This is a genomic window from Roseovarius sp. W115 (assembly GCF_032842945.2).
Lineage (GTDB): Bacteria > Pseudomonadota > Alphaproteobacteria > Rhodobacterales > Rhodobacteraceae > Roseovarius > Roseovarius rhodophyticola.
Genome location: NZ_CP146606.1, coordinates 2175454 through 2189341, shown reverse-complemented (window position 1 = coordinate 2189341; position 13888 = coordinate 2175454). Strand labels below are relative to the sequence as shown.

Genomic DNA, 13888 nt, shown 5'->3' with positions numbered 1-13888 from the left:
AAGACAACTGCTTTTCATGAGGTCAGATCAGAGGTCTCGGGCATTCTCAACAGAAGTTTACGCGACCTTTGGCAAAGGTTTGTTTTGCGAACTTTGCTGCCGTTTGAATTAGCCGTGCCGTTGGTAAGATGAACAGATGTGCTTGGCAGACTCGAAGCCGAAATCAAATCTATTCAGAGGTGCCCCGCACCACCCTACCAATCACTCGCCTCACAAAACCAAAATGCCCCGCTGTTTCCAGCGGGGCATTTCTATTTCTCAACCGCTAAACCAGAGCTTACTCTTCGCGGCTCTCCGGCGTTTCAATAAACGTATCGAACGCATCGCCGCCGACGATATCGTCAATCGGCGCAGCCAAGGCAGCGGCCGCTTCGGCCTCTTCGCGACGGGCCTCGATGACCACATTGTCACGCTGCTGCGCGATCTGGCGCATCTGAAGTGTCGCGCCACCTGTGCCCGCCGGAATAAGGCGACCCACGATGACGTTTTCCTTCAGACCGACAAGCTTGTCGCGTTTGCCCTGCACGGAGGCCTCGGTGAGAACACGCGTGGTCTCCTGGAAGGACGCCGCCGAGATGAACGAGCGTGTCTGCAGGCTCGCCTTGGTGATCCCCAGAAGGATCGGCTCACCCTGAGCCGGACGTTTGCCGCGTTCGATGGCCTTTTCATTGGCGGCATCAAACTCGGCTTTGTCCACATGCTCGCCTTTCAGAAGCGTGGTTTCCCCAGAATCCTGGATTTCCCACTTCTGAAGCATCTGGCGCACGATAACCTCGATGTGCTTGTCGTTGATCTTCACACCTTGCAGTCGATACACGTCCTGAACTTCGTCGATCATGTAATCGGCAAGCGCCTCGACACCCATGATACTCAGGATGTCATGCGGGGCCGGGTTGCCGTCCATGATGTAGTCGCCTTTCTGGACGTAGTCACCTTCCTGAACCGGAATGTGCTTGCCCTTGGGCACCATGTATTCGACGGGCTCCATGCTCTCATCGGCAGGCTCGATGCTGATCCGGCGCTTGTTCTTATAGTCGCGACCGTAGCGCACATAGCCGTCGATTTCGGCAATAATGGCGTGATCTTTGGGGCGACGCGCCTCAAAGAGTTCAGCCACCCGTGGCAGACCGCCGGTGATGTCCTTGGTCTTGGCCCCTTCCCGCGGAATACGCGCGACGACGTCACCGGCATGCACCTCCTGGCCTTCTTCAATGGACAGGATCGCATCCACGGACATCGGATAGGTCACCGGGTTGCCCGCATCGTTACGCACCGGCTCACCATCTTTGTCTACAATCAGGATCTCAGGCTTGAGCTCATTGCCCTTGGGTGCTGCCCGCCAGTCGGTCACGATTTTCTGGGTCATGCCAGTGGCATCATCCGTCACATCGCGCACCGCAATGCCCGAGACCAGGTCAACAAATTTCGCCGTCCCGCTCTTCTCGGCCAGAATAGGCAGCGTGTAAGGGTCCCACTCAAAGAGCTTGTCGCCCCGAGCCACCTTGTCGCCATCCTTGGCAAAAAGCTTGGTGCCATACCCAACCTTGTGGCTGGCCAGTTCGACATCCTTGTCGCCCATGATCAACAGCTTCATGTTGCGGCCCATGACGAGGGTCTCGCCATTGGCGTTCTCAAGGGTCTGGGCGTTTTCAAAGACAACCTTGCCCGCCTGGCTTGCTTCCAAGAAGGACTGCTGGCCACCCTGAGCCACACCGCCGATGTGGAACGTCCGCATCGTCAGCTGCGTGCCCGGCTCACCAATGGATTGCGCTGCGATGATCCCCACAGCTTCGCCGGTGTTGACCATTGTGCCCCGCGCCAGGTCACGACCATAGCACATGGCACAGACGCCATCCTCGGCCTCACATGTCAGAGGCGAGCGAATGCGCGTCGTTTGCACACCTGCCTCCTCAATGGCATCTGCCGTGCGTTCGTCGATCAACTGGCCGTTGGCAACAATCACATCGTTGGACACTGGGTGCACAATATCCTCCGCCGCAACACGGCCCAGGATACGCTCGGACAAAGATGCCACGACTTCACCGTCGTTCACCGCAGGCTCTGCGGTGATCGCACGCTCGGTGCCGCAATCATGCTCCCGCACGATGCAGTCCTGCGCCACGTCCACGAGACGACGTGTCAGGTAACCGGAGTTCGCTGTTTTCAGAGCGGTGTCTGACAGACCTTTCCGCGCGCCGTGGGTTGAGTTGAAGTACTCAAGAACCGTCAGGCCTTCTTTAAAGTTCGAGATGATTGGTGTCTCGATGATGTCGCCGTTTGGCTTGGCCATCAGGCCGCGCATGCCGCCCAGCTGTTTCATCTGCGTGACCGAACCCCGCGCACCGGAGTGCGCCATCATGTAAACACTGTTGGGTTCCTCAACGGCACCGGCCTCATCCCGTTTATCGGCTGAGATCGTTCCCATCATGGCATCGGTGACCTGATCGTTACATTTCGACCAGGCATCGACCACTTTGTTGTACTTCTCACCCTGGGTGATCAGGCCGTCCATATACTGTTGTTCAAACCCCTTCACCTGGTCACGGGTTTCTTCAACAATCGTCCACTTGTCGTCAGGAATGACCATGTCGTCCTTGCCAAAGGAAATGCCCGCACGGAACGCCTCCTTGAAGCCCATGGACATGATCTGGTCGCAGAAGATGACGCTCTCTTTTTGACCACAATAGCGATAGACGGTGTCGATCACCTGCTGCACTTCTTTCTTGCGCAACAGTTTGTTGGCCAGCTCAAACGGCGCTTTGGCGTTGAGCGGCAAGAGAGATCCGATCCGCACGCGGCCCGGTGTGGTCTCAAACCGCATCATGACCTCTTGACCAGTCTCATCAATCTGAGGAATGCGCGCTGTGATCTTGGCATGCAGGTGCACTTCACCCGCATCAAGAGCATGCTGCACCTCTTCGATGGAGGCAAAGGTCATGCCCTCACCCTTCATGCCTTCACGCATGATCGAGGTGTAGTAGAGGCCCAGAACCATGTCCTGTGATGGCACGATGATCGGCGCACCGTTCGCAGGCGACAACACGTTGTTTGTCGACATCATCAGAACCCGCGCTTCCAACTGCGCCTCAAGGCTCAGAGGGACGTGCACCGCCATCTGGTCACCGTCGAAGTCGGCGTTAAAGGCCGAACAAACCAGGGGGTGAAGCTGAATCGCCTTACCTTCGATCAGAACCGGCTCAAACGCCTGAATACCCAGACGGTGCAGCGTTGGCGCGCGGTTCAGAAGAACCGGATGCTCACGGATCACCTCATCAAGGATATCCCAAACTTCGGGGCGCTCTTTTTCGACGAGCTTCTTCGCCTGCTTCACTGTGCTCGACAGACCCTTGGCCTCCAAGCGACTGTAAATAAACGGCTTAAACAGCTCCAGCGCCATCTTCTTGGGCAAACCACATTGATGCAACTTAAGCTCAGGACCGGTCACAATGACCGAACGGCCCGAGAAGTCGACCCGTTTCCCGAGAAGGTTCTGACGGAAGCGGCCCTGCTTGCCTTTCAGCATGTCAGACAGCGACTTCAACGGACGCTTGTTGGCACCGGTTATCACGCGGCCACGACGGCCGTTGTCGAACAGAGCGTCAACCGACTCTTGCAGCATCCGCTTTTCGTTCCGAACAATAATATCCGGCGCGCGCAGCTCAATGAGGCGCTTCAAGCGGTTGTTCCGGTTGATCACCCGGCGGTAGAGATCATTGAGATCCGATGTCGCAAAGCGGCCCCCATCCAGCGGCACCAGCGGGCGCAGCTCTGGTGGGATGACCGGCACAACGGTCATCACCATCCATTCCGGGCGGTTGCCGGATTCGATGAAGCTTTCGACAACTTTCAGACGCTTGATGATCTTCTTGGGCTTCAGTTCACCTGTCGCCTCTGCCAGATCGGCACGCAGCGTCTCAGCCTCATTCTCAAGGTCGATATTGGCCAGCATCTCACGAATGGCTTCCGCACCAATATTGGCGGTGAACGCGTCCATGCCATAGGCGTCTTGCGCGTCCATATACTCTTCTTCCGAGAGCATCTGGCCGTAGGTGAGGTCCGTCAGACCGGGTTCGATCACAACGTAGTTCTCGAAGTACAATACACGCTCAAGATCGCGTAAAGTCATGTCCAGCATGAGGCCAATACGCGACGGCAGCGACTTCAGAAACCAGATATGCGCGCAAGGTGCGGCCAATTCGATATGGCCCATCCGCTCGCGACGGACCTTTTGCAGCGTGACTTCCACACCGCATTTCTCGCAGACAACACCGCGATATTTCATGCGTTTATATTTGCCGCAGAGACACTCATAGTCTTTGATCGGGCCAAAGATACGCGCACAGAACAGGCCGTCACGCTCGGGCTTGAACGTCCGGTAGTTGATCGTCTCAGGCTTTTTGATCTCGCCATAAGACCAGCTCAGAATACGCTCTGGCGAGGCCAATGAGACTTTGATTTCGTCAAACACCTTGGCCGGAGCGTTAGGGTTGAACGGGTTGTTTGTCAGTTCCTGGTTCATTTGAGAATCCTTTGGTCAGGTGCAGAAGGGAAAGAGAGGACGCGGCAGTTACTCCGCCGCAATGTCCCCTTCGTCATCCCCCTCCACATCCAGGAGTTCCATGTTCAGGCCGAGGCCACGGACTTCTTTGACGAGAACGTTAAAGCTCTCTGGCACACCGGCCTCAAAGTTGTCCTCGCCCTTGACGATGCTTTCATAGACTTTGGTCCGACCCGCCACGTCATCCGACTTGACGGTGAGCATTTCCTGAAGCGTGTAGGCTGCGCCATACGCTTCAAGCGCCCAAACCTCCATCTCACCAAAGCGCTGACCACCGAACTGTGCCTTACCGCCCAGAGGTTGCTGTGTGACAAGACTGTAAGGCCCGGTCGAGCGCGCGTGGATTTTGTCATCCACAAGGTGGTGCAGTTTCAGCAGGTATTTGACACCCACGGTCACTGGACGGGTAAATTGCTCGCCCGAGCGGCCGTCATAGAGGACCGACTGACCGCTTTCATCAAACCCGGCGCGTTGCAGCGCATCGTTGACATCGGCCTCTTTCGCGCCATCAAAGACTGGCGTGGCAATCGGCACACCACGGGTCACGTTGCCCGCCGCCTCGATGAGCAATCCTTCGTCCATTTTGGCAATGCCTTCGTCATAGACATCGTCGCCATAGGCATGATGCATGGCTTCGCGTACTGGTGTCAGATCACCGGTGCGGCGATAGTCCTGCAATGCATCATCGATCTTGATGCCCAAGCCACGCGCGGCCCAGCCCATATGGGTTTCCAAAATCTGGCCGACATTCATCCGGCTTGGCACGCCAAGCGGGTTGAGACAGAAATCCACCGGCGTTCCATCTTCAAGGAACGGCATGTCTTCCATTGGCACAACCTTGGAGATCACACCCTTGTTGCCGTGACGCCCGGCCATCTTATCGCCCGGCTGAAGCTTGCGCTTCACCGCGATAAAGACTTTGACCATCTTCATCACACCCGGGGGAAGGTCATCGCCGCGGCGCACCTTCTCGACCTTGTCCTCAAAGCGTGCATCCAGCGTACGCTTCTGCGCCTCATATTGCTCATTGAGCGCTTCGACGATTTGTGCGTCTTTCTCATCCTTGAGCGCCAGCTGCCACCATTGACCCCGGCTCAGCGTTTCCAGCAGGTCCTCGGTGATTTCCGAGTTCGCCTTGACGCCTTTGGGGCCTTTGACGGCCACTTTGCCCATGATGAGTGACTTCAGACGCGCATAGATGTTGCGATCCAGGATCGCCAACTCGTCATCGCGGTCACGCGCCAGGCGCTCGACCTCTTCGCGCTCGATCTGAAGCGCACGTTCGTCTTTTTCCACGCCATGGCGGTTAAAGACGCGCACTTCGACGACCGTACCATAATCCCCCGGCTTCACCCGAAGTGAGGTGTCGCGCACGTCGCTGGCCTTCTCGCCAAAGATGGCGCGCAGAAGCTTCTCTTCCGGCGTCATCGGGCTTTCGCCCTTCGGAGTGATTTTGCCAACAAGAATGTCGCCCGGTTCCACATCGGCCCCGATATAGACTATGCCCGCCTCGTCGAGGTTGCGCAGAGCCTCCTCGCCGACGTTGGGGATATCGCGGGTGATCTCTTCAGGGCCCAGCTTGGTGTCACGGGCGGCAACCTCAAATTCCTCGATGTGGATCGAGGTGAAGACGTCATCGCGCGCCACACGTTCGGAAATCAGGATCGAGTCCTCAAAGTTGTACCCATTCCAGGGCATGAACGCGACGAGCACGTTTTTACCCAGTGCCAGTTCGCCCAAATCCGTCGACGGACCATCGGCGATCACCTCGCCTTTCGAGACCGTATCGCCCACCTTCACCAGCGGCTGCTGGTTGATGCAGGTGTTCTGGTTCGAGCGCTGGAATTTGCGCATCCGGTAGATGTCAACGCCCGGGTCGCCAATCTCAAGATCGGCTGTCGCCCGGATCACAACCCGTTGCGCATCCACCTGGTCAATCACACCAGCCCGCTTGGCCAAGACCGACGCACCAGAGTCGCGCGCCACAACGCCTTCGATCCCGGTGCCCACGAGAGGCGCCTCGGAGCGCAGCGTCGGCACGGCCTGACGTTGCATGTTCGAGCCCATCAAGGCGCGGTTGGCGTCGTCATTTTCCAGGAATGGAATAAGCGAGGCTGCCACCGAGACCAACTGTTTGGGCGACACGTCAATGAGGTCCACATTGTCGACCGGGGCCAACATGTATTCACCAGATTGACGGGTGTTGACCATCTCGTTGACGAACTTGCCTTTGGCATCCAGCGTCGCGTTGGCCTGCGCCACGGTGTGGCGCATCTCTTCGGTCGCAGACATGTAAGTGACTTCATCCGTCACTTGCCCGCCCTCAACCTTGCGATAGGGCGTTTCGATAAAGCCATACTTGTTCACCCGCGCAAAGGTGGCAAGCGAGTTGATCAGACCAATATTCGGCCCTTCTGGCGTTTCAATCGGACACATGCGACCGTAATGCGTAGCGTGAACGTCACGCACCTCAAACCCAGCCCGTTCGCGGGTCAGACCACCGGGCCCAAGCGCGGAGAGCCGACGCTTGTGCGTCACTTCTGACAGCGGGTTGGTCTGGTCCATGAATTGCGACAGCTGCGACGAGCCAAAGAACTCACGCACAGCCGCAGCAGCCGGTTTCGCATTGATCAGGTCCTGCGGCATGACCGTGTCGATCTCAACCGAGCTCATCCGCTCTTTGATCGCACGTTCCATCCGCAGAAGGCCCACGCGATACTGGTTCTCCATCAGCTCACCAACCGAGCGCACACGACGGTTGCCGAGGTGGTCAATATCGTCCACATCGCCCTTGCCATCGCGCAGCTCAACCAGAGCCTTGATGCAGGCCACGATGTCTTCGCGATCCAGCGTGCGCTGTGTGTCTGGCTTCTCAAGCGCCAGACGCATGTTCATCTTCACCCGGCCAACCGCCGACAGGTCATACCGTTCACTATCGAAGAACAGCGTGTCGAACAGCGCCGAGGCCGCTTCTTCGGTGGGTGGCTCACCCGGACGCATGACGCGGTAGATGTCCATGAGCGCCGTTGTGCGGTTCATGTTCTTGTCATTGGCCATGGTGTTGCGCATGTACGGCCCGACATTGATGTTATCGATGTCCAGAACAGGAATGTCGGTAATCCCGGCATCCAAAAGCTCTTGCACTGAGCCACCAATGATCTCGCCGTCCTTGTCGCGCTCAAGCGTCAACTCATCCCCGGCTTCGACGTAAATCGCACCGGTTTCTTCGTTGATGATGTCCTTGGCAACAAACTTGCCGACAATCTGCTCAAACGGCACCAAAAGCTCGGTCACTTTCCCATCGTCGATCAGTTGCTTGACCACACGCGGCGTGACTTTCTTACCCGCTTCGGCAATGACATCCCCGGACTTGGCATCGACCAGATCATGTGTCGGACGTGTACCCCTGACACGTTCCGGGAAGAATTTGGTCACCCATCCGGTAACCGCCTTGCCCTTTTTCTTCAGCTTGAAGTCAACCGTGTCATAATAGGCATCCATGATACCTTCCTGATCCAGACCCAGAGCATAAAGCAGGGTTGTCACAGGCAGCTTCCGGCGACGGTCGATGCGCGCAAAGACGATGTCTTTGGCGTCAAACTCAAAGTCGAGCCATGAGCCGCGATAGGGAATGATGCGGCAGGCAAAGAGCAACTTGCCCGAAGCATGTGTCTTGCCTTTGTCATGGTCAAAAAACACGCCTGGAGAGCGATGCATCTGGCTGACGATCACGCGCTCTGTTCCGTTGACAACAAAAGTCCCGTTGGGGGTCATCAGGGGCATATCGCCCATGAACACGTCCTGTTCCTTGATGTCCTTGACGGACTTCGCACCAGTGTCCTCATCGACATCAAACACAATCAGCCGCAGCGTCACCTTAAGCGGCGCGCTGTAGGTCATGTCGCGTTGCATACACTCTTCGACATCGTATTTCGGCTTTTCCAGGTCGTAGTTCACGAACTCCAGCACAGCTGTTTCGTTGAAATCCTTGATCGGAAAGACCGACTGAAACACGCCCTTGATCCCCTCACCATCGGTGGGGATCTCCTGGTCGCCGGATTTCAGGAACAGGTCATAGCTTGATTTCTGCACCTCAATGAGGTTCGGCATTTCCAGCACTTCGCGGATTTTGCCGTAATATTTACGAAGACGTTTTTGGCCAAGGAAGCTCTGCGTCATGTGACGGGTCACCTTTCATTTCTCACTGGTCATGCGCGCTGTCGGGGCCCAGCGGCACGTCCATCAGAGACAGCGAGTACGATCCATTCTTGGCCCCCATCCCACAAGGGGCCACCCGATCGTTGAACCTCGCCTGAGAAAAGCCCCGCGCAACAGGGCCTCTCTGAGACAGGTTCGGCTGGACCCGTATTTTGCCGGGACCAGCCAAAATTCATGTCGCAATACGAGGGTCGCCCCACCCAAAGCACATGACTTTAGGATGGGTGCAAACCCACGGATTACTTGAGTTCGACCTCAGCGCCAGCTGCTTCCAGCTTGCCTTTGATGTCGTCTGCTTCGGCTTTGTCGACGCCTTCTTTGACAGCTTTGCCGCCGGCTTCAACAAGATCCTTGGCTTCTTTCAGACCAAGACCCGTGATCGCGCGCACCTCTTTGATGACGTTGATCTTCGACGCACCGGCCGATTTCAGGATCACGTCAAATTCGGTTTGCTCTTCACCGCCGCCTGCGCCACCGGCGTCACCGCCTGCTGCACCGGCAACCATCACAGCCCCGCCCGCGGCGGGCTCGATGCCGTATTCGTCTTTCAGAATGGTTTTCAGTTCTTGTGCTTCGAGAAGCGTCAGACCAACGATCTCTTCAGCGAGTTTTTTCAGATCAGCCATATCTAGCTCTTTTCCGTTCTCTTAGATGTGTTCCAACGTCAGACCAGGCAGTCCACGTCAGACCTTTTCCAGTTCCGCTATGCCGCTTCTGCCTTTTCCTCGACGGATGACAGAATGCTCGCGATGTTCGAAGCAGGTGCGCCAATGGCCCCGGCGATGTTCGAAGCAGGTGCGCCGATGCAGCCCACGATGGAGGCAATAAGCTCCTCGCGAGATGGCATTTTCGACACGTCTTCGACGCCTTTGCGGTCCAATGCGTTCTCACCCATAGCCCCGCCAAGAATTTCAAACTTCTTGTTATCCTTGGCGAACCCTTCGGCGACCTTGGCTGCTGCCACAGGGTCTTCCGAAAAGGTCAGAACAGTCATGCCCGACAGATAGTCCGCAATGCTGGCGCATGGCTTTCCATCAAGGGCTATCTTGGCGAGCCTGTTTTTGGCAACGCGTACGGATGCATCGGCCTCGCGGGCGCGGGCACGAAGATCCTGCATTTCGGTAACTGTAAGGCCTGCGTAGTGGGCTACCACGACGACGCCAGAGCTTTCGAAGATCTGGCCGAGTTCCTCGACCACTTTCTCTTTCTGGGCTCTATCCACAGTTTCACTCCAATTGTGGGGAAATTCCCCGGCTCAGTCTTACTGGGCCAAAAGACCCAGCCTTTGGGTCCGTTAAACGGGCTGAGCCAGACACGAGGAACCACCTTAGGAGAGCCGCGCAAAATTCTGGTCTTTCCCGTCTCAGGCAGGAATTATGACCGGCATATCCCGACCACCCACCGTCTCGGACGAAACACAAATGGCCCGACGAATCGGACCACGTGTGCAACGCAGTAACTAGACCGCATCCAGGCAAATGCCAAGCCCCTTTTAAACAAGGCTCAAAACTGGCCACAAAGAGCCGCTCAGACCGGGGTTTGAGGGGATCGATATTCAGGAACGCTGAGTTTTACGCAAGGTCTGTTGTGAGCCCATACGGACCAGTCATAACTACTTTATCACGCCGTACCAAATGCATATTAACTGGCTGCTAGAACGGTACAAGGTCGGAGGTTGATGTGGAAAATAATGGCTACGCCGAACTGATCCAAAAGATAGAAACCAAAATTCGAAAGCTTGAACAAGAAAACGAGCTGGTGGTTTGCAGTGATACGCCAAGGCGAATTGCAATTGAAATAGCCAGCGCAGTTAATCAGTCTCCTTACTTGGATGATGGAGCAATAATGCACGGAGAAATCGAAAAATGGCCAACGAAAGCTGAACTGGCCAAAAATGTTCAAATCCGCTGGATTCCGCATCTATGAAGGCAAACATTCGGTACGGTTAGAGGAATTTGACAGGTTTGGTTTTCACGATTTACTCGATGGGAAACAGGGCGGCAGCATAGAAGCAGATAACCATTCTGCCTATGTTTTGGCCAACTTCTCAGAACGCGTGTCCAACGTATTCGCCCAAAACGACATCAGACATCGATTTGAAGTTTATACTCCTGGAGGTCAGATGTCTCATTACTTTCATTTTGATTGGCCGCTGTGAGCCCGTAGCGCACGCCATTCGTTCATCTCACTCAGGCACGGCTTTGATCCAAAGTCAGCTTCGTCCCGCAAACCCGACAAACAACCCATTTCGCAAAAACAAAAGGGGCCTCCCGAAGGAAGCCCCGAATTTGCGTGTCACATCGGCGTCAGCTTATTCGCCAACGGCACCTGCTACATCGATGCTCACGCCCGGACCCATGGTCGAGCTCAGGGCGATCTTTTTCATGTAGGCCCCTTTGGCGCCAGATGGCTTTGCTTTCTGCACGGCTTCTACAAAAGCACGGACGTTTTCAACAAGCTTGCCTTCATCGAACGACGCCTTGCCAATCCCGGCATGCACAACCCCAGCCTTTTCGGCTTTGAACTGCACTTCGCCGCCCTTGGCCGCTTTCACGGCATCGGCCACATCCATGGTCACCGTGCCCACCTTGGGGTTCGGCATCAGGTTACGTGGGCCTAGTACCTTACCCAGACGACCCACGATGGGCATCATGTCTGGTGTGGCGATGCAGCGGTCAAAGTCGATCTTGCCGCCTTGCACCGTTTCCATCAGGTCCTCGGCACCGACGATATCTGCACCGGCCTCTTTCGCTTCATCGGCCTTGGGGCCACGGGCGAAAACCGCCACGCGCACATCCTTGCCTGTGCCATTCGGAAGGCCAACCACACCGCGCACCATCTGATCCGCGTGCCGGGGATCAACCCCAAGGTTCACCGCAATCTCGACAGTTTCGTCGAACTTCGCGTTGGCATTGCCTTTGACCAGCGCCACCGCCTCTTCGATGGTGACGTTTTCTTTGCCCGCGAACGCTTCACGCGCCGCTTTTGTGCGTTTTCCAAGCTTTGCCATCTTACTTCACCTCAATGCCCATGGAGCGTGCAGAACCGGCAATGATCTTCATCGCGGCTTCGACGTCATTTGCGTTCAGGTCCTTCCACTTGGCTTCTGCGATTTCACGCAGCTGCTTGGCCGAGACCGAGGCGACAGTTTCACGACCGGGCGCGTTTGCACCGGATTTCAACTTGGCCGCTTTTTTCAGGTAGTAAGACGCAGGTGGCGTCTTGATGTCCATTTCAAAGGACTTGTCCTGATAATAGGTGATCACGGTGGGGCACGGCGCACCGGGCTCCATGTCTTGCGTCTTGGCGTTGAACGCCTTGCAGAATTCCATGATGTTGATGCCGCGCTGACCCAGCGCCGGACCGACCGGCGGGGATGGGTTTGCTTGTCCGGCAGGCACCTGAAGCTTCATGGTGCCAGCAAGTTTCTTGGCCATGGGCCATCTCCTTTTCAAACAGCCTCAGGACGCGCCCCTTAGCCTATGTTGATGTGGTCTGGTCCGAACATCGCGATGCCCTCGCCTCCCACATGGGGGTCTCATTCAAGAGACTGGCGTGCGCACTACACCGGGCACGCCGGTTTGACAAGCATGATCTGACACAGGTGACGCTCATCGCGACGTGAAACCAAAAAGCCACGCGCTGCTCATTGCGCGTGGCTTTTACACCTTGGAGTGAAATCCTCGGCGCTGCTTCACCCCTCCCAGAGTTCAGTCGTTGGATGAAACTGAGACCAAGCAAACCAGAAGGCCTGATGGCTGCCAAGGTCAGCGCCATTCGCATCCACCGCCTTGATCCCACCGCCATCAAGCGTCAGGCGCACGTTGTCCACTGCGATTTCGTTGCCGCCCTGCAGCGCCGCCATCGCCTTGCTGCGCTGGAAGGCAACAGGTTTGCCTGACGCCGTGACAATGCCGATAATGTCTTCATGCACCGGCAGACGCGGATCGACATCACCCACCGGGAAGATCGGTCCGTTGGCATCACGCCCATTGCGAAAATCAAAATCCCGACCAAGAGCAAGCTCTTCTACCAAAACGGTTGTCTCGGGATGTGCTGTCTTCCACGTGCCCCAGTCAGTGGTCACGACACCTGCTTGTTCCAATTTCACACCCTTCTTGGCCAAGGGCCCTGTCACAGCGTGACCCAGGAACGTGTCAAACACCGAATGCGTACGCACGTCATACATGACCTTATTGGACCGGATCAAAAGCCCCGATGTCCGCAAAACCGGGCGCTCTACACCGACAGGCACGTCATCGGTAAAGTACGCCTGAGCCGCGCCGCACAAAGTGCAGTAGGGAATACCAAGATCACGACCGCCCAGGGTATCGTTGACCATTTCGCGCACTTCCATGATGCGACGCGGATAGGCCCGCGCCTCACCGTTCACGACCACGCCAAAGACAATGTCGCTATCCTTGAGCCAGGTGGCCTCTGCCGCGCTGCTGACCTCTGGGTTATCCGCCGCCGGAATGCAGTTGCACTGCTCATCGGTGGCGTCATAGGCGCGGTCATCAATCAGCACGCCGCCCCAGGACACCATCCGCCAGTCAATGTCACCTTCGACAAAAATCTTGTCCCAGCCGGGAATAATCCCGGTGAAAATGGCCCGTTTTGCACTCAGGTAATCCGGCGGCGCAGGCACATCCCACGCAATCAGGTGATCGGTTATAACGCCCCAATGGTTTTCAGTGGGCATATCAATTTCAAGCAATGTCGCTGCTGCATTTGCAAGCTGCACATTGAGCGCTTGTCCGGGGGCAAAGCGCATCAGGTCGCTGATGGGCCAGGCAAGGCGCGGGTCTTTTGAAGCAGCCAACGTGCGCAAGGCCACTTCCTGATCCGTACCCCATGTCGACCCTTCGATACTGTCGACAAACGCCATCTTCGCGGCGGCCTTCAAGTCCGCTGACAAGTCACCATCCGGAATGGCAGGCGGCTGACCAAACTGCTCAACCACATAGTCCGGCAGCGCGGCTGGCTGTTCGGCACGCACCGCTGTGGACCAGAGAGCGAAGAGCATCATCAGCGACGCAAGGATCAAGAGACGCGGCGTTGAGCCAAATGTAGTTGCCATCAAAGGACCTTTCATGTGCACATTTCAAGTGC

The 13888-nt window shown here is 56.5% G+C and carries 8 protein-coding genes; 1 reads left to right on the top strand and 7 read right to left on the bottom strand.

From position 1 onward, the window contains the following. Nucleotides 1-277: 277 nt before the first annotated feature. From rpoC to rplJ, 4 genes are all read right to left on the bottom strand, one after another. Nucleotides 278-4519 carry a DNA-directed RNA polymerase subunit beta' gene (gene rpoC / locus RZS32_RS11005; protein WP_339106625.1) on the bottom strand — a complete coding sequence of 1414 codons (4242 nt, stop codon included), beginning with the start codon at nucleotides 4517-4519 and terminating at the stop codon, nucleotides 278-280. Between the two features lie 48 nt (nucleotides 4520-4567). Continuing rightward, on the bottom strand, nucleotides 4568-8737 hold the full coding sequence (rpoB, locus tag RZS32_RS11000; RefSeq protein WP_317057026.1) for a DNA-directed RNA polymerase subunit beta: 4170 nt from the start codon (nucleotides 8735-8737) through the stop codon (nucleotides 4568-4570). Nucleotides 8738-9015: 278 nt separating this feature from the next. Next, the gene (gene rplL / locus RZS32_RS10995; protein WP_317057025.1) at nucleotides 9016-9402 is read right to left on the bottom strand and encodes a 50S ribosomal protein L7/L12; all 387 of its coding nucleotides are present in this window, start codon (nucleotides 9400-9402) and stop codon (nucleotides 9016-9018) included. A 77-nt stretch (nucleotides 9403-9479) separates the two neighbouring features. After that, complete coding sequence (gene rplJ / locus RZS32_RS10990; RefSeq protein WP_317057024.1) at nucleotides 9480-9998, bottom strand: 50S ribosomal protein L10; 519 nt, start codon at nucleotides 9996-9998, stop codon at nucleotides 9480-9482. Between the two features lie 458 nt (nucleotides 9999-10456). Between rplJ and RZS32_RS10985 the strand changes: the two genes are divergently transcribed. Continuing rightward, on the top strand, nucleotides 10457-10702 hold the full coding sequence (locus tag RZS32_RS10985) for a hypothetical protein (protein ID WP_317057023.1): 246 nt from the start codon (nucleotides 10457-10459) through the stop codon (nucleotides 10700-10702). Between the two features lie 385 nt (nucleotides 10703-11087). Here the strand turns inward: RZS32_RS10985 and rplA are convergent, their stop codons facing one another. From rplA to RZS32_RS10970, 3 genes are all read right to left on the bottom strand, one after another. Further along, a complete protein-coding gene (gene rplA / locus RZS32_RS10980) occupies nucleotides 11088-11786 on the bottom strand; it encodes a 50S ribosomal protein L1 (RefSeq protein WP_317057021.1) in 699 nt (232 codons plus the stop codon). Between the two features lies 1 nt (nucleotide 11787). Further along, nucleotides 11788-12213 (bottom strand): 50S ribosomal protein L11, encoded by a 426-nt coding sequence (gene rplK, locus RZS32_RS10975; RefSeq protein WP_317057020.1) that lies wholly within the window; start codon nucleotides 12211-12213, stop codon nucleotides 11788-11790. A gap of 257 nt (nucleotides 12214-12470) precedes the next feature. Beyond that, nucleotides 12471-13856: a DUF3179 domain-containing (seleno)protein gene (locus RZS32_RS10970; protein WP_317057019.1), complete on the bottom strand. Its 1386-nt coding sequence runs from the start codon at nucleotides 13854-13856 to the stop codon at nucleotides 12471-12473. Nucleotides 13857-13888 lie beyond the last annotated feature (32 nt).